Annotated in this window: 16 protein-coding genes; 13 read left to right on the top strand and 3 right to left on the bottom strand. The window is 63.8% G+C overall.

Annotation, left to right across the window (positions count from 1 at the left end):
- The first annotated feature begins 74 nt into the window (after nt 1–74).
- From BLS26_RS19590 to BLS26_RS19575, 4 genes are read left to right on the top strand one after another with little or no spacing between them, the layout of a single operon-like run.
- On the top strand, nt 75–575 hold the full coding sequence (locus BLS26_RS19590) for a phage tail protein (RefSeq protein WP_092513809.1): 501 nt from the start codon (nt 75–77) through the stop codon (nt 573–575).
- A gap of 12 nt (nt 576–587) precedes the next feature.
- A complete protein-coding gene (locus BLS26_RS19585; protein WP_092513807.1) occupies nt 588–1,091 on the top strand; it encodes a phage tail protein in 504 nt (167 codons plus the stop codon).
- 9 nt (nt 1,092–1,100) lie between these two features.
- Nucleotides 1,101–1,625, top strand: coding sequence for a phage tail protein (locus BLS26_RS19580; protein ID WP_092513805.1), 525 nt, complete (start codon nt 1,101–1,103; stop codon nt 1,623–1,625).
- An 8-nt stretch (nt 1,626–1,633) separates the two neighbouring features.
- Nucleotides 1,634–2,188 (top strand): GNAT family N-acetyltransferase, encoded by a 555-nt coding sequence (locus BLS26_RS19575; RefSeq protein ID WP_092513803.1) that lies wholly within the window; start codon nt 1,634–1,636, stop codon nt 2,186–2,188.
- Here BLS26_RS19575 and BLS26_RS19570 read toward each other — a convergent pair.
- The gene (locus tag BLS26_RS19570; RefSeq protein ID WP_092513801.1) at nt 2,181–2,483 is read right to left on the bottom strand and encodes a hypothetical protein; all 303 of its coding nucleotides are present in this window, start codon (nt 2,481–2,483) and stop codon (nt 2,181–2,183) included. The two genes, BLS26_RS19575 and BLS26_RS19570, sit on opposite strands and share 8 nt — an antisense overlap.
- A 249-nt stretch (nt 2,484–2,732) precedes the next feature.
- Here BLS26_RS19570 and BLS26_RS19565 point away from each other — a divergent pair, with 249 nt between their 5' ends.
- On the top strand, nt 2,733–4,505 hold the full coding sequence (locus tag BLS26_RS19565; RefSeq protein WP_092513799.1) for an acyl-CoA dehydrogenase family protein: 1,773 nt from the start codon (nt 2,733–2,735) through the stop codon (nt 4,503–4,505).
- Between the two features lie 4 nt (nt 4,506–4,509).
- On the opposite strand, the gene BLS26_RS19560 is transcribed toward BLS26_RS19565, so the two are convergent.
- Nucleotides 4,510–5,172, bottom strand: coding sequence for a glutathione S-transferase family protein (locus BLS26_RS19560; RefSeq protein WP_092513797.1), 663 nt, complete (start codon nt 5,170–5,172; stop codon nt 4,510–4,512).
- Nucleotides 5,173–5,236: 64 nt separating this feature from the next.
- On the opposite strand from BLS26_RS19560, the gene BLS26_RS19555 reads away from it, so the two are divergent.
- The 8 genes from BLS26_RS19555 to BLS26_RS19520 all read left to right on the top strand — a co-directional run bounded on the left by BLS26_RS19555 (nt 5,237) and on the right by BLS26_RS19520 (nt 15,096).
- Nucleotides 5,237–6,391 carry an iron-containing alcohol dehydrogenase gene (locus BLS26_RS19555; protein WP_092513795.1) on the top strand — a complete coding sequence of 385 codons (1,155 nt, stop codon included), beginning with the start codon at nt 5,237–5,239 and terminating at the stop codon, nt 6,389–6,391.
- Nucleotides 6,392–6,407: 16 nt separating this feature from the next.
- Nucleotides 6,408–7,958 carry an AMP-binding protein gene (locus tag BLS26_RS19550; protein WP_092513793.1) on the top strand — a complete coding sequence of 517 codons (1,551 nt, stop codon included), beginning with the start codon at nt 6,408–6,410 and terminating at the stop codon, nt 7,956–7,958.
- Between the two features lie 281 nt (nt 7,959–8,239).
- A complete protein-coding gene (locus BLS26_RS19545) occupies nt 8,240–9,835 on the top strand; it encodes an ABC transporter substrate-binding protein (RefSeq protein WP_092513791.1) in 1,596 nt (531 codons plus the stop codon).
- A 203-nt stretch (nt 9,836–10,038) separates the two neighbouring features.
- Nucleotides 10,039–10,986, top strand: a complete 948-nt coding sequence (locus BLS26_RS19540; RefSeq protein WP_092513789.1) for an ABC transporter permease — start codon at nt 10,039–10,041, stop codon at nt 10,984–10,986.
- 10 nt (nt 10,987–10,996) lie between these two features.
- Nucleotides 10,997–11,890 (top strand): ABC transporter permease, encoded by an 894-nt coding sequence (locus BLS26_RS19535; protein WP_172804637.1) that lies wholly within the window; start codon nt 10,997–10,999, stop codon nt 11,888–11,890.
- The gene (locus BLS26_RS19530) at nt 11,890–12,903 is read left to right on the top strand and encodes an ABC transporter ATP-binding protein (protein WP_092513786.1); all 1,014 of its coding nucleotides are present in this window, start codon (nt 11,890–11,892) and stop codon (nt 12,901–12,903) included. Before BLS26_RS19535 ends, BLS26_RS19530 begins: the two co-directional genes overlap by 1 nt.
- Nucleotides 12,900–13,889, top strand: coding sequence for an ABC transporter ATP-binding protein (locus BLS26_RS19525; RefSeq protein WP_092518275.1), 990 nt, complete (start codon nt 12,900–12,902; stop codon nt 13,887–13,889). Before BLS26_RS19530 ends, BLS26_RS19525 begins: the two co-directional genes overlap by 4 nt.
- A gap of 262 nt (nt 13,890–14,151) precedes the next feature.
- Nucleotides 14,152–15,096 carry an IS110 family transposase gene (locus tag BLS26_RS19520; protein ID WP_092513248.1) on the top strand — a complete coding sequence of 315 codons (945 nt, stop codon included), beginning with the start codon at nt 14,152–14,154 and terminating at the stop codon, nt 15,094–15,096.
- 178 nt (nt 15,097–15,274) lie between these two features.
- Here BLS26_RS19520 and BLS26_RS19515 read toward each other — a convergent pair whose 3' ends face one another.
- Nucleotides 15,275–17,236, bottom strand: coding sequence for an acetyl-CoA carboxylase biotin carboxylase subunit (locus BLS26_RS19515; protein ID WP_172804802.1), 1,962 nt, complete (start codon nt 17,234–17,236; stop codon nt 15,275–15,277).
- Nucleotides 17,237–17,240 lie beyond the last annotated feature (4 nt).

The following is a 17,240-nucleotide window of genomic DNA, read 5'->3' as shown; positions in this document are numbered from 1 at the left end:
ACCTTAAGATTTTTATCGACTACGGTGTGCCGTGGCATACTAACTATCTCTAATAGCAAAGGGATGGTGGACCGATGGCTGAACCGTTTCTTTCCGAAATCAGGATGATGTCGTTCGGCTTCGCGCCGAAGGGATGGGCGCTCTGCAACGGCCAATTGTTGCCGATCAATCAGAACCAGGCGCTGTTCTCGTTGCTCGGCACCACCTATGGCGGCGATGGCCGCGTTAATTTCGGCCTGCCCAATCTGCAGGGACGGGTGCCGAACCATACCGGCGGGATCGGACATTTTCTTGGCCAGATTGGCGGCGAGCAGACGCACACGCTTTCGGTCGGCGAGTTGCCCATCCACATCCATACGGCGCAGGCTTCGCCGACAGACGGCGATCAGGTTATCGCAACCAACAATTATCTGGGGCCGGTGAACCAGCTTTATGGAGCGCCCTCCAACACGACATCGATGATTGCGACCGAAATCGGCACGGCTGGCGGCGGGCAGCCCCATCCCAACATGCAGCCATTCCTGACCATCAATTTCAGCATTGCCCTGCAGGGCATTTTCCCGTCGCAGAACTGAGGAGACACATCCGTGGCACAGCCTTTTGTCGGCGAAATACGCATGTTCGGCGGCAATTTCGCGCCGGTCGGCTGGAATTTCTGTGATGGGTCGCTGCTTCCGGCCTCGGAATTCGAGACCTTGTTCAACCTGATCGAAACCACCTACGGCGGCGACGGCCAGTCGACATTCGCGGTGCCGGACATGAGGGGCCGTCTCCCGATCCACATGGGCGGCGGATTCGCGTTGGCCCAGACCGGCGGTGTCGAAGAGGTAACGCTGACGACCCAGCAGATGGCCACCCACAGCCACCCCTTCATCGCGACGACGAATATTGGCGGGGCGAGCAGCCCCGGCAACAACGTGCTGGCGCAATCCTCCACCGTGAAGGTCTATTCAACGCTCGCACCGAGCGTCGCGTTGGGCCCGCTGTCGATCACCATGACCGGCGGCAACCTGCCTCACACCAACTTCCAGCCCTATCTCTGCGTCAATTTTATTATCTCGCTGTTCGGCATCTTTCCGAGCCCGACCTAGGAGCGAAGCATGGCCGATCCGTTCCTTGCGGAGATCCGCATTTATCCGTTCAACTTCGCGCCGAAGGGCTGGGCCTTCTGCGACGGGCAGTTGCTGCCGATCTCGCAGAGCACCGCGCTGTTCTCGCTGCTGGGAACCACTTACGGGGGCGACGGCAAGAGCAACTTCGCACTGCCCAACATGCAGGGAAATGCGCCGATGGCGCCGGGTCAGGGCCCCGGCCTTTCGCTGCACGATCTCGGCGAGACCGGCGGCACGGAAACCGTCACCCTGATCGAGAACGAGATGCCGCAACACAATCACGGACTGATGGCCGCCGTCCCGCCCGCGCTGCTGTTCGCACCGAGTTCCTCGACGGGACTTGCGCGTTCGGCCGGCGGATCGGCCTATCAAACAAGCAATGCCGGTTTGGTGGCGATGAACATCCAGGCCGTTACCCAGAACGGCAATAACCAGCCGCACAACAATATGATGCCCTATCTTACCCTGAGCTTCTGCATCGCCATGCAGGGCGTCTTTCCGGCGCGGCCCTGAAGTCGGCCATGTCCAACGTGCTGGCCCGGTCCGTACAAGCTGCATCGTTTGGCTGGCGACGCGCAACCGATGCAAGCCTGACCTTTCGGTCGATCGCCGAAACCGATCTGCGGTTTCTTGGGCAACTCTACGCCTCGACGCGGATCGAGGAACTGAGCGTCACCGGTTGGTCCGAGGCGCAGACGGCCGATTTTCTGGCATCTCAATTTCAGGCGCAGCACGCCCATTACCAGCGCTATTATCCCAAGGCCGACTGGCTGGTGATCGTTCATGCCGGCGAGGACATCGGCCGGCTTTACGTCGAACGCTGGCCGAGCCAGGTCCGCATCATCGACATCGCGTTCCTGCCGGCGCATCGCGGCAAGGGATTTGGCACGGCGCTGTTGCGTGACCTGATGGACGAGGCGGCCGCCACCGGCAAGGCGGTGTCGATCCATGTGGAAAAACACAATCCGGCGATGCGGCTGTACCGGCGCCTCGGCTTCACGACCGTCGAAGACAAGGGTGTTTACGACCTGATGCGGTGGGAGACGACGTCGGCCGGCGTCACGGCCGCTACGTGAAGGTTGCGTGATAACCGTTGCCGCCGGGCACCGGTCCGACGGGCACCAGAAAGATCTCCATCACTCCAAGCACGGGATGTTTGACCGGATAGATCGCTTGCGGCAGCCATGGGCCCGCAAGTGCAACAAACAGCAGCGAGAACGCCCCGCCAGCCCTGCCGCTGGCGCCGGCCGGCGAAACCTGTGTGAGCTTCAACGGCACAACACCGCCCGCCGTCTGCATCTCGAACACGCTATCGCAATGCGGTGCGAAGTCCTCGATTCGAAGTGTCGCGAGGTCAGCCGACGAAACCATCTAACTATCCTTCCGGTTGTGTCCTGGCTCTAGTATATCGCGGTTACGCGCGTGAAGACCATTGCCGGCGCGCGACGGGCTGCTGAGGTAGGATGGGTGGAGCGCAGCGATACCCATCGTCCCACGGGTGGTATTGATGAGTATCGCTTCGCTCCACCCATCCTACGGGGTTCGCAATGGCGTGGATGGCTCTGGAACAACCGTCCCTAAGGCGGTAAGCATCGGGAAAACCCGACAGGGAGATCAGCCATGGACGCGCTTTCACGCCGACATCAGCCGGAGGCGGGCTTGCGCCGCGGCGCCGACCACATCGCGCCCGATGCTGCCGGGCAAAACTTCTACGCCATCGACCGCGGCTTGCGTGATCTGCTCGCGCACTATCTGTCACCTGCCGACTTCCAGAACCTGGAACCGCACTTCGACCGGCTCGGCGCGCTCGCCGGCGGCAGGCTCGACGAACTGGCGCGGCTTGCCGACAAGCATCCGCCGGTGTTGCAGCCGCGCGACCGTTTTGGTCGCGACGAGGACTGGATCGACTATCACGCCTCCTATCGCGAGATGGAGCAGATCGCCTTCGGCGATTTCCAATTCCACGCCATGAGCCATCGCGCCGGCGCGCTCGGCATGGACAGGCCGCTGCCCGCGGTGGCGAAATACGCGCTGCAATATCTGTTCGTGCAGGCCGAGTTCGGCCTGATGTGCCCGATCAGCGTCACCGACACCTCGACCCACCTGATCCGGAAGTTCGCCAGTCCCGAACTGCAGGCCTACCTGCTGCCGAAAATGCTGTCCGGCGATGTCGCCACGATGTGGAAGGGCACGCAGTTCATGACCGAACGCGCCGGCGGCTCCGACGTCGGCACCATCGAAACCACGGCACGTCTGGAAGACGGCGAGTGGCGTCTGTTCGGCGACAAATGGTTCTGCTCGCACGCCGACGCCGACGTGGCGCTGCTGCTGGCGCGGCCCGAGGGCGCACCATCAGGCACCAAAGGGCTCGCGCTGTTCGCGATGCCGCGCCGGCTGAAGGACGGAAGCCGCAACGCCTATCGCATCGTTCGTCTCAAGGACAAGCTCGGCACCCGCTCGATGGCGTCGGGCGAAATTTTGCTCGAAGGCGCTGTCGCCTACCTGGTCGGCGAGGCCAGCCAGGGCCTCAAGCAGATGATGGAGCAGGTCAACCTGTCGCGGCTGTCGCATGGCGTGCGCGCGGCGGCGATGATGCGGCGCTGCGTCAACGAGGCCATGGTGTGCGCGCGCACCCGGCAGGCGTTCGGCAACACCATCATCGACTATCCCCTGCTCCGCCGCCAGCTCCTGAAAATCACGCTGCCGGCGGAACAATCGCTGTCGATGTTCCTGTTCGCGGCCGATGCGATGGACCGCGCCAATGCCGGCGACAACGATGCCCGGAATATCCTGCGCATCCTGACGCCGCTTTTGAAATTCCGCGCCTGCCGTGACAACATTCCGGTGGCGACCGGATCGATGGAGGTGCGTGGCGGCAACGGCTACATCGAGGAATGGGTGCACGCCCGGCTGGTGCGCGATGCCCATCTCGGCGTGCTCTGGGAGGGCACCAGCAACATCAACGCGCTCGACATCATCACCCGCGCCGTCGGCAAGAGTTTTGCGCACAGGGCGTTGCAGGCGGCGCTGGTGACATTGCTGGACGAGGCCGCGTCGATTCCGCTCGTCTTCAGCGATCGCCTGCGGCAGATGCTGGATCGTGTGGCTGCGTTTGCCGATCGCGTCGCCGCCGAGGCGGCGCTGGAAGGGCATGCGCGCCAAGCCGCCAGCGCACTCTATCACATCACCAGTGCGATCCTCATGGCCTCGGAAGCGGCAAGGCCCGGCGTCGACGCGCGGCGCGCGCTGTACGCCCGGCTCGTGCTCGAACACCGGCTGAGCACGCAGGATCCGCTGGCGCCGCGGGAGGCGGCGTGGGAACGCGCGGCAGCGGAGGTGTTGTTGTCGGAGCGGGTTGTTTCGGTTGAGGAGATCGCCGGACTGTTGGCTTAAGCCATCAGCCAAGCTCGCTCGCCAGCGTCTCCTTCTCCGGCAGCGTGGCCTGAAACGCCGGCGTGTCCTGCAACTTCTCGGCAAGCGCCTGTAACCTGCTGCAACCGAGCCCGCCAAAGAACGTCGGCCGCTTGCCGCGACCAAACAGCCAGAACACCGCGACCGTGATGTCGGCCTGCGTCATCTCGGCGCCCGTGAACCACGGCCCGACAAATTGCCGGTCGAGCCAGCCGAAGCCGTCGCGGACCTGCTTGTCGCAGGCATCAAGCCACGGTCTGTGCCAGGCCTCGCGCGGCCGGAAGTGACGCTCGTAGAGGCCGGCGACCAGCTTTTCATTGGCGCCGAGCGCTATCGCCACCAGCGTCAGCACGCGGCGGCGCGCGGCGCCTTTGGCCGGCGTCAGCGACCGCGCGCCCGCGACCTGGTCGAGATGATCGAGAATGACCGCGCTGTCGACCAGCATCTCGCCGTCGGCGAGCCTCAGGGCCGGCACCCGCGCGATCGGATTGAAGGCGGCCAGTTCCGCCTTGTCCGGACCGAACGGCATCAGCGGCACGTGGTCATAATCGATGCCGTAGAGCCGCAGGGTCACCGCCACGCGGCGCACGAACGGCGAGGCATGGCGGCCATACAACGCCAGCTTCGTTTCAACCTCATCTTCGGGCATGACGTCTTAAAATTCCTCGGCTACGCTGTATCAAACAAAGCCAAAATGTCCGGGGAGGACAAGCATGCATAAAGGGCGTGTGATATTCGGCGCCATGGAGGAGGTCGTGTTCGGGCGGCCGGCATCCGAGGCTGTCGTCGAGCAGATGAACCGGCTGGGCGCCAATCGTGCGTTTCTGATGGTCAGCGGAACGCTCAACCGCGAAACCGACGAAATCGAGAAAATCCGCCGCGCCCTGGGCGCGCGCCATGCCGCCACCTTCGACGCGATGCCGGCGCACACGCCGCGTTCGGCGGTGATCGCCGCCGCCGACCAGGCGCGCGCTGCCAACGCCGACCTCATCGTCACCGTTGGCGGTGGCTCGATCACCGACGGCGCCAAGGCGGTGCAGCTTTGCCTCGCCAACGATATCCGCACCGTCGAAGGCATTGACCGGATCAGAGCCGTCAAGGGCGCACCGCCGCCGATGAATGCGCCTGTTGTGCGCCAGATCAGCGCGCCGACCACGATTGCCGGCGGCGACTTCAGCCCCAGCGCAGGCGTCACCAACGAGACCACCAAGGTCAAGGAGGCGGTGCGCCATCCCTTGGCGATCCCGCGCGCGGTGATCCTCGATCCGGCGCTGGGATCGCACACGCCGGAATGGCTGTGGCTGTCGACCGGCATTCGCGCCGTCGACCATTGCGTCGAGGGCATCTGCTCCGGCCAGTCGCATCCCTACGCTGACGCGCAGATGCAGAAGGGGTTATCGTTGCTGACGCAGGCGCTGCCGCGGGTGAAGGCCGACGGCAACGATCTCGATGCAAGGATGGATTGCCAGATCGGAACCTGGCTTTCGATGGGCGGACTGTCGTCCGGCATACCGATGGGCGCCAGCCACGGCATCGGCTACGTACTCGGCGCCGAGTTCGGCGTACCGCACGGCTACACCTCCTGCGTGATGCTGCCGTTCGTGATGCGCTGGAACAAATCCGTCAATGCCGAGCGCCAGGCGCTGGTATCCGCCGCGATGGGCCATCCGGGCGAAGACGCCGGCGACGTGCTCGACAGCTTCATTCGCGGCCTCGGCATGCCGCGCAGCCTGCGCGAGGTCAAGGTCGGCCCCGAAAACTTCGACCGCATCGCGCAACAAGCGATGGCGACGCCATGGGTGCCGCGCAATCCGCGCAGGATCGAGGGGCCGGCGCAGGTGCGCGAAATTCTCGATTCCGCTGCATAAGAGGATTCCAGCTGCGATGTACACCGGCAAGCATGTTCATCTCCGCCCGCTGCAACCCGCCTTCATCATGGCGAGCACGGGCGAGATCGTCACCTATCGCGAACTCGACGCCCGCAGCAACCGGCTGGCGCACCTGTTTCGCAACCGCGGGCTGAAGCGGCTCGATCACTATTCGATCTTCATGGAGAACAACAACCGCTATCTCGAAGCCTGCGGCGCCGGCGAACGAAGCGGCCTCTATTTCACCTGCGTGAACTCGTACCTGACCGCAAGCGAGCTCGCTTACATCCTGACCAACAGCCAGTCGCGCATTCTCATCACCTCAAAGGCGAAACTCGATGTTGCGCGCGAAGCGTTGAAGGAATGCCCGAAGGTCGAACTCTGCATCGTCGTCGATGGAGAGGGTGAGAGCGATCGCATCGTCGGCCTGCAGCAGGCGACCGCGGGGCTGCCGAATACGCCGGTCGCCGACGAATGCGTCGGCACCGCCATGCTGTATTCGTCGGGCACCACCGGCCGGCCAAAGGGCATCCTGCGCCCGCTGCCGGAACAGCCGCCGGTGCAGAACCTGCCGATCTTCGATTTCCTGCTGAAGCTGTGGCACTACCGTGAGGGCATGGTCTATCTTTCGCCGGCGCCGCTCTACCATTCGGCGCCGCAGGCCGCGGTCAACCTCACCATTCGCTCCGGCGGCACCGCCATCATCATGGAAAGTTTCGACCCCGAGCGTTATCTCGCGCTGGTCGAGCAGTGGGGCATCACCCATACCCAACTGGTGCCGACGATGTTCTCGCGGATGCTGAAGCTCCCGGCCGAGGTACGCCAACGCCACGACCTGTCCACGCTCGAAATCGCAATCCATGCCGCCGCACCCTGCCCCGCGGCGGTCAAGGACGAGATGATCAAATGGTGGGGGCCGATCATCCATGAATATTACGGCGCCACCGAAGGGCTCGGCTTTACGGCTTGCGACAGCAAGCAATGGCTGGCCCATCGCGGCACCGTAGGCCGAGTCCTGCTCGGCGACCTGCATATCCTCGACGAGAACATGCAGCCGAGCCCGAAGGGCCAGCCTGGCACGGTGTGGTTCAAGACCGCGACGCCGTTCGAATATTTCGGCGATCCGGCCAAGACCCAGGAGTCACGCTCGCCCGATGGCGGCATGAGCACCGTCGGCGACGTCGGTTATGTCGACGAGGACGGCTATCTCTACCTCACCGATCGCGCCACGTTCATGATCATCTCCGGCGGCGTCAACATCTATCCGCAGGAATGCGAGAACCTCCTGATCACCCATCCCAAGATCGCCGACGCCGCGGTGTTCGGCGTGCCCAATCCGGACCTTGGAGAAGAGGTGAAGGCGGTGGTGCAACCGATGCCCGGGGTTGCGCCGGGGCAGGCGCTGGCCGACGAACTGATCGCATTCTGCAGCCAGTCGCTGTCGCGCCAGAAAGTGCCGCGCTCGATCGATTTCGAGGCCGAATTGCCGCGGCTGCCGACCGGCAAACTCTACAAACGCCTGCTGCGCGACCGCTACTGGGGCAACAAGACCTCACGGATCGTGTGACGGGACGAAGCGCGCCGTGAGACAGGTGAGGCATATTGGCGCGATCCCTGTGTGCCTTTGCCCGCCCATGGCGGACCGAAACGCGATCGATAGGCGAATTCCCGGCAAATCGCGGCAATAGCGCGCCCGCAAGTTCCGCCACGCGAACATTGCCCGCCACGCGAACCCCGCAATAGTCCGAATTGCCAATCCCCACATCGGCTTGGCTGGTTGCCCGGGCGTACCACCGTGGTATCCTCGATACCAATCGGCCAGTTGAGACCGAAGTTGTGGAGGGGACCATGCGGAGCGTTCGCGCGCTTGCCGCTGCGGCATTGTTGTTGCTGCCGGCTAGCCATGTTGCATCGGCGGAGGAACCGAAGCACGGCGGCATCCTGAAGATCTATCACCGCGACAGCCCCGGCAGCGCGTCGATCCACGAAGGCGCGACCTATTCGATCAACATCCCCTTCATGCCTGTCTTCAACAACCTCGTCATCTTTGACCAGCACGTTGCACAGAACAGGGCGGATACGCTGCGGCCGGAACTCGCGGAGAGCTGGGCCTGGAGCAGCGACAACAAGACCCTGACCTTCAAGCTGCGACAGGGCGTCAAGTGGCACGATGGCAAGCCATTCACCTCGGCCGACGTCAAATGCACCTTCGACATGCTGATGGGCAAGTCGCAGCAGAAGTTCCGGCAGAACCCGCGCAAATCCTGGTACGATCAGGTCGATGACGTCGTCACCAATGGCGACTTCGAGGCGTCGTTCAAATTGAAGCGGCCGCAGCCGGCGCTGCTGGCGCTGCTGGCCTCCGGCTACACGCCGGTCTATCCCTGCCACGTCTCGCCCGGCGACATGCGCACCCACCCGATCGGCACCGGTCCGTTCAAGTTCGTCGAGTTCAAGGCCAACGAGTCGATCAAGCTTGTGAAGAACCCGGACTACTGGAAGAAGGGCCTGCCCTATCTCGACGGTATCGAATTCAACATCATCACCAACCGCTCGACCGCGATCCTTGCCTTCGTCGCCGGCAAGTTCGACATGACGTTCCCGACACATATCACGATCCCGCTGCTCAAGGACATGAAATCCCAGGCGCCAAACGCCATCTGCGTGGTCGAGCCCACCAACGTCTCGACAAACATCATCGTCAATTCGACGGCACCGCCGTTCGATAGTCTCGACATCCGCCGCGCCATGGCGCTGGCGCTCGACCGCAAGGCCTTCGTCTCGATCCTGTTCGAGGGCCAGGCCGACATCGGCGGCACCATGCTGCCGGCGCCTGCCGGCCTCTGGGCGATGCCAAAGGAGATGCTGGAAAGCATTCCGGGCTATGGCCCGGATGTGAACGCCAACCGCGAGGAGGCCCGCAAGCTGATGGCGAAGGCCGGCTACGGCCCGGACAAGCATCTGGCTGTCAAGGTCTCCACCCGCAACATCGGTGAGTATCGCGATCCCGCGGTCGTCCTTATCGACCAGCTGAAGAGCATCTATATCGACGGCGAGCTCGACGTCGTCGACACCGCGCAATGGTTCCCGAAGGTCGCGCGCAAGGATTACATGCTCGGCCTCAATCTCACCGGAAATGCCGTCGACGACCCCGACCAGTCGTTCTACGAGAACTACTCCTGCGGCTCGGAGCGCAACTACACCAACTACTGTAACAAGGAGATCGAGAAATTGTTCGACGTGCAGTCGCAGGAGACTGATGTCGGCAAGCGCAAGAAGCTGGTATGGGATATCGACAAGAAATTGCAGGAAGACGTCGCGCGACCGATCATCTTCCATGCGCGGGCCGGCACCTGCTGGCAACCTTATGTCAGGAACGTCACGATCATGTCCAACAGCTCCTATAACGGCTATCGTTACGAAGATGTCTGGATGGACAAGTAACTTCGTCGGCCGGTAACCGGACGCTCCAAAGCGTATACGAGCGAAGTGGACGCCGGTTCGCGCCGCAATCAAGTTTACGCAGATTGCGTAGACTTATCTGCGGTAGGAAACGCGTCAAAACAAAGAGCGGAGCCCGGTTCTGATTTGATCAGGACCGGAACGGCTCCAAGGAATACCAAAGGAACGCCAAAGGGGAACGTCAGGTGTTTGCTTATATCGTGCGACGCCTCGCTTTGATGCTCGTGACCCTGATCGGGATCTCGATCATCATCTTCGTGCTGCTGCGCGTCGTCCCCGGCAATATCGTCGACATCCTGTTCGACGCGGCTGGCTTCGTCGACCCCGCCGACAAGGCCAATCTGGAAAAGGAACTCGGCCTCAACCTGCCGCTCTACGTACAGTATTTGCACTGGATCGGCGGGTTGCTGCACGGCGACCTCGGCTATTCCTACGTCTCGGAAAAGCCGGCGTTGCAGGAGATCCTGCCGCGGATTCCGATCACCGCGCGGCTCGCCGGCCTCGCGCTATTGTTCTCCGCCTCGATCGGCATTCCCTTGGGCGTCATCAGCGCGGTGCATCAGGGCTCGCGGCTGGATTACGCCTTGCGCATTGTCAGCCTGAGCGGGCTGTCGCTGCCCTCGTTCTGGCTCGGCCTCTTGATCCTGATGGCGTCGGTCTCGCTGTTCGGCAGCATGCCGATCTACAACCCGAATCCGAAAACCTGGACCGAGGCAATTGCGATCTATTGCGTACCGGCGATGGCGGTCGGCTTTCGCAGCGCCGCGCTGACCATGCGCATCACCCGCTCCTCGATGCTCGAGATTCTGCGGCAGGACTACATCCGCACCGCACGCGCCAAGGGCGCTTCCGAAGCTTCGGTCAACTACCGCCACGCGCTGAAGAATGCCATCCTGCCCGTCATCACCGTGATCGGCATCGAGGCCGCCTTCCTGATCGGCGGCCTGATCGTGACCGAGACCGTGTTCAACATTCCCGGCGTCGCCCGCTTCCTGGTGGAAGCGCTGCGCTGGCGCGACTACCCGATCGTGCAGAACCTCGTGATGCTGATCGCCGTGGTCGTGGTGTTCGCCAACTTCACCGTCGACATGCTGTATGCCGCGATCGATCCGCGCATCCGGTTTGGGGATTAGGAGCCGCCGCTTGACTTCGATCAACTACGACAGCGAGCTGAAACGCGCCGGCGCCCATTCGACGCATGGCTGGCGCCGGCTGCTATTTCTCGCGCAACGCTACGTGCTCGGCACCTTCGGCCTGTTCATCATGCTGCTGTTCGTCTGGGTGGCGATCTCGGCCAACCTGATCAGCCGTTACGATCCGCTCAGCGTCGATTCCACGCATCGCCTCGCGTCGCCCGACTGGCTGCACTGGATGGGAACCGATTCGTTCGGCCGCGACGTCTGGAGCCGGATCATCCACGGCGCGCGCATTTCGCTGGCGGTCGGCATCGGTTCGACCTTCCTGGGATCGTCGATCGGCGTCATGGTCGGCCTCGCCTCCGGCTATCTGTCGGGCTGGGTCGACCTGGTGTTCCAGCGCGTCACCGATATCCTGCAGGCGTTGCCGCTCTTGGTGCTGGCGCTGGTGATGACGGCAGCACTCGGCCCGTCGCTGCCGAACGTGATCATCGCGATTGCGATCCCGCTGATCCCCACCGTGGCCCGCGTGATCCGCGCCAATACGCTGGCGCTGCGCGAACTGCCGTTCGTCGAGGCCGCCAAATCGATCGGCATGAGCGAAACCCGCATCGCGCTGCGTCACGTGCTGCCGAATACGCTGGCGCCGCTGATCGTGCTGGCGACCGCACAGCTCGGCTCCACCATCCTCACTGAAGCGTCATTATCGTTCCTCGGCCTCGGCATCCCCGAGCCCTATCCTTCCTGGGGCCGCATGCTGTCGGAATCGGCGGCGGAATATGTCCGCACCGCGCCGTGGCTGGTGATCTTCCCGGGCATCGCCATCAGCCTCGCGGTGTTCGGCACCAACCTGTTCGGTGATGCGCTGCGCGATATCCTCGACCCGAGGCAACGCGGCTGATGACCGGGGCAAGAGCGGAAGAAACGGTTCTTGACGTCAAGAACCTGCAGACGGTGTTCTTCACCAACTCCGGACTGTTCCGGGCGGTCGACGACGTCTCGTTCCATGTCTGCCGCGGCGAAACGCTGGCAATCGTCGGTGAATCCGGCTGCGGCAAGAGCGTCAGCGCGCTGTCGATCATGCGGCTGGTGCCTGACCCGCCCGGCCGCATCGTCGGCGGTTCGGTGACGCTGGAAGGCACCAATCTGCTCGACCTCGACGAGGCCGAGATGCGCAAGATCCGGGGCAACCGGATCTCGATGATTTTCCAGGAACCGATGACCTCGCTCAATCCGGTCATGCGGATCGGCGACCAGATCACCGAAGTGGTGCAACTGCACCAGACCATGACCAACAAGCAGGCCTGGGCCAAGGCGGTCGAGATGCTGCGCCTGGTCCGGATTCCCGAACCGGAGCGGCGGGCGCTGGAATATCCGCACCAGTTATCCGGCGGCATGCGCCAGCGCGCCATGATCGCGATGGCGCTGGCGTGCCGGCCGGCGCTGTTGATCGCGGACGAGCCGACCACCGCGCTCGACGTCACTATCCAGGCGCAGATCCTGGCGCTGATCGTCGACCTGCAGAAGACGCTCGGTACTGGCCTCGTGCTGATCACGCATGATCTCGGCGTCGTGGCGCAGACCGCGCAGCGCGTCATCGTGATGTATGCCGGCAAGAAGGTCGAGGAGGCCACCGTCGAGGATCTGTTCGAGAACCCGCTGCATCCCTACACCCGGGGCCTGATGGCCTCGATGCCGGCAGTGATTTCGCTGGAGGCCAAGGCCGACGCGCGGCTGACTGAAATTCCCGGCATGGTGCCGTCGCTGACCAACCTGCCCGCCGGCTGCGCCTTCGCGCCGCGCTGCAGCCTGGCGATCGACCGCTGCCGCGCCGAATATCCGCCGCTGCAGGAATTTGGCGGCAATCATTGGGCGGCGTGCTGGCGCGCGGCGGAAACGGTGGCCGCGCCATGACCGACACACCCCTGCTCGAAGTCACCGACCTCGTCAAACATTATGCGGTGCGCGGCGGCGTGCTGCGCCGGCGGATCGGCACCGTGCATGCCGTCGACGGCGTCAGCTTCTCGGTCGGCCGCGGCGAAACGCTCGGTCTCGTCGGCGAATCCGGCTGCGGCAAGTCGACGGTGGCGCGTACCGTGATGCGGCTGGTCGAACCTTCCAGCGGCGCCATCAAGCTTGACGGCACCGACATCACCGGCCTCAGCAAATCAGAGATGCGGCCGCATCGGCGCTCGATGCAGATCGTGTTCCAGGACCCGTTCGCTTCGCTCAATCCGCGCATGACCGCGGGCGATATCGTCGGCGAACCGCTCAGCGTGCATGGGCTCGCGACCGGTCGCGAGAAGCAGGCGCGGGTCGCCGAATTGTTCGCGCAGGTGGGCTTGCGGCCCGACCAGATGAAGAACTATCCGCATCAGTTCTCCGGCGGGCAGCGGCAGCGCATCTGCATTGCGCGCGCGCTGTCGCTCGGGCCGAGCCTGATCGTCTGCGACGAGCCGGTATCGGCGCTCGACGTCTCGATCCAGGCACAGGTGATCAACCTCCTGATCGACCTGCAGCGCAAGCACGGCTTCTCCTATCTGTTCATCGCGCATGACCTCGCCGTCGTCGCCCATATCAGTCATCGTGTGGCGGTGATGTATCTCGGCCGCATCGTCGAAATCGCCGACAAGAAAGAACTGTTCGCCAACCCGCGCCATCCCTATACCCAGGCGTTGCTGGCGTCGGTGCCGGTCGCCGATCCCAAGGCAAAGAAACTCGCACCCATGATCGATGGCGACGTGCCGAGCCCAATCAACCCGCCACCCGGCTGCGCCTTCCACACCCGCTGCCGCTATGCGATGGACCGCTGCAAGGTCGAGCGGCCGGTGCTGGTGGCAGCGGGCGCGAAGCACGAGGTGGCGTGCTGGCTGAATGACGGGACGGGGCGACCGGGGTAGGCTTGTCGTCCCTGCGAACGCAGGGACCCATACCGCGTGATCCATCGATGGTATGCGGTGGCTGAGACCGTGCGCACAACGACCGCCGCGGCGTATGGGTCCCTGTGTGTGCAGGGTCTGTCATGATGGGGTGGGCGGGAAGCCGTTGGGTCCCTGGCGCATGACGCCGTAAGCCGGCTCGGTCTCCCGCCCGTTTCGACCATTAACCTGAACAGTTGCACGAGGCTGCGCCAACAGACCTCGCATCACAGGGACAGGCCCCATGATCTTATCCCTTCGCTGCGTCGGAATCGACGTCTCCAAGCATACGCTCGACATTTTTGATGATGCCGTCGGCAAACCCGAGCGCATCGCCAACGCGCTACAGGCCATCACGGAGCAGGTGGCGCGTTGGCGATGCGGCAATGTCTTTGTCGTATTCGAAGCCACAGGCGTCTACGACCGAGAACTTGCCGAAGCGTTGCATCGGGCCAGGATCCGGTTTGCCCGCATCAATCCCGCCCGCGCTCGCGACTTTGCCCGCGCGCGAGGACGGCTGGCTAAAACCGATGCGATTGACGCCCACATGCTCGCCGGCTTTGCGCGGACGATGGCGCCGGCTTCCGAACAGGCGCCAGATCCAGCCCGGAACGCCCTGTCACTCCTCGCAAAACGCCGCGATCAACTGGTCCACATGCGGGCTCAGGAGAAGAACCGGCGCAGCGAGACGCGTGATCCCGCCATGATCGAAAGCATTGCGCGCCTCATCGACTTCCTCAACGGCGAGGTCAAGGCGATCGAGGCCAGGATCAAAACCCTCATCAAGGCCGAGCCGACGATATCCGACGACGCGCGTCTGATACGATCGGCACCAGGCGTCGGGCCTGTCGCCTGTATGCAGCTCATCGCCCAGATGCCCGAACTCGGTCGCGTCGGGCCTAAGCAGGTGGCTGCGTTGGCTGGTCTGGCTCCGCTTAACGTCGATAGCGGCCTATATCGCGGCAAACGAGCCATCGGTGGCGGCCGCAAGCGGGTCCGCGACGCTCTCTACATGGCCGCTCTCAACGCCGTACGCCGCGATGGTTCGGTTAAAGCTTTTTACCAAAAGCTCCGCACCGCCGGTAAACCCGCCAAACTTGCCCTGATCGCCGTAGCCCGAAAACTCCTCACGACCCTCAACGCCATGGTGCGAGACCGGAAAGCCTACCTCGCACCACGGCCTTCATAACAGTTGCCGGCTCAAGGCCGGGACGACGGGTGGTTAAGCCGTCGTCATTGCGAGCCAACGGGTCGCGCGCATGCGCGCCCGATGACAGGCTCCGCGAAGCAATCCATCTTGCTTTGCGTCGCAAACGACGAATGGATTGCTTCGTCGCTTCCGCTCCTCGCAATGACGGTTGCGGCAGCTAAACCGCCGCGATCTCCACCACGATCTTCCCCGTCGTCACCTGCTCGCCCTCGGCCACATCAATCGCCGAAACCGTGCCGGCCACACCGGCCGTATGCACGTGCTCCATCTTCATCGCTTCCAACGTCATCACGGGTTGCCCCGCAGCGACCTTGTCGCCCGGCTTGACCAGCACCGCGACGACGCGGCCGTTCATCGCCGCGCGCACCTTGCCGTCGCCGCCGCTGGCCGCGGCCGAGACCGGGGCTGCCAGCGTCAGGTCGCGGATCGCAATCGTGACGCCGCGATGCAGGACATAGAGGCGGTCGCCATCGCGCAGGAACCGTGCGGATTCCATTGTCCCGTTGGCGCGGAAGCGAATGGCGTCGCGGCCGAGTTCGTCGATCTCGAAACGCTGCTCGCCACCTTCGAAGGACGCCCGATAGCCGCCGTCGCGTTCGCGCACGATGTCGACCTCGTGCACGCCCTGGCCGAGATCGATCCGCGTCGTCAGCGGAAACGCCGCCGCCAAAGACCGCCCGCGGCGCCAGGCCGGCGCCTGCGGATGCGTCGCATAGAGCAGCAACGCCGCCAGCGCGGCCTCCGCCTTGTCATCGGCGCGCGGCAGCAGCAGTTCGCCACGATGATTGCCGATAAAGGCCGTGGTCGCTTCGCCCTTCGCAAAAGCGGGATGGCGCAGGCACGAGATCAGGAATCCCTGATTGGTGGTGACACCAAATGCCGCGGTCTGCTCGAGGCCGCAGATCAGCTTGCCGCGCGCCTCGTTGCGATCCGTACCATGGCTGATGATCTTGGCGATCATCGAATCGTAGAACGGCGGAATCTCGAAACCTGATTGCAGCGCATGCTCGACGCGAATGCCATCCGGCATCTGCCACAGCGCCATCCTGCCGGATTGCGGCATGAAATCATGATCGGCGTCTTCGGAACACAGCCGCACCTCGATCGCGTGGCCGGAGAACTTGATGTCCTCCTGCACCAGTCCGAGCGGCTCGCCGCTGGCGACGCGCAGTTGCAGTCCGACCAGATCAAGGCCTGTGATCGCCTCGGTGACGGGGTGTTCGACCTGCAGCCGCGTATTCATTTCCATGAAATAGAATTCGCCGCTCGCATCGAGCAGGAATTCCAGCGTGCCGGCGCCCTCATAGCGCAGCGACCTCACTGCATCGACGGCGACCTGGCCCATCCGCGCCCGCAGCCGCGGCGTCACCGCCGGCGACGGCGCCTCCTCGATCAATTTCTGGTGCCGGCGTTGCACCGAGCAATCGCGTTCGCCGAGATGAATGGCGTTGCCGTAGCGGTCGCCGAACACCTGCACTTCAATATGCCGGGGATTGACGATCGCGCGCTCCAGAATCACGCTTGCGTCGCCGAACGCGCCCTGCGCCTCGGATCGCGCGCTGCGCAGTGCGTCCGGAAACGCGGCGGCATCCGCCACCAGCCGCATGCCGCGCCCGCCGCCGCCGGCGACGGCCTTGATCATGACCGGGAAGCCGATCTTCTTGGCCTCCTTCAGCATCACGGCGTCACTCTGGTCCGCCCCCTGATAGCCGGGCACGCAGGGCACGCCGGCCTTCAGCATGATGTCCTTGGCGCCGGCCTTGTTGCCCATCGCCCGGATCGATTTCGGCGACGGCCCGATGAACACCACCCCCGCGTCGCGGCAGGCCTGCGCGAAATCTTCGTTCTCGGCGAGAAAGCCATAGCCGGGATGCACTGCGCCGGCGCCCGAGGCTTTCGCCGCCGCAATGATGGCATCGATCCGCAAATAGGACTGCGACGGCAATGCCTCGCCGATCCGCACCGCCTGATCCGCCTCGCGGACATGCAGCGCATCGCGGTCGGCGTCGGAATAAACCGCAACCACGCCATAGCCGAGGCGGCGCGCGGTGCGCATGATCCGCAGCGCGATCTCGCCGCGATTGGCGATCAGGATCTTGAAGAACGGCGTTTGCTTCATCATG

Origin of the sequence: Afipia sp. GAS231 (assembly GCF_900103365.1) — a bacterium.
Classification (GTDB): domain Bacteria; phylum Pseudomonadota; class Alphaproteobacteria; order Rhizobiales; family Xanthobacteraceae; genus Bradyrhizobium.
Note: the sequence above shows the minus strand (reverse complement) of the source record. Positions and strands in the feature narration are given on the sequence as shown.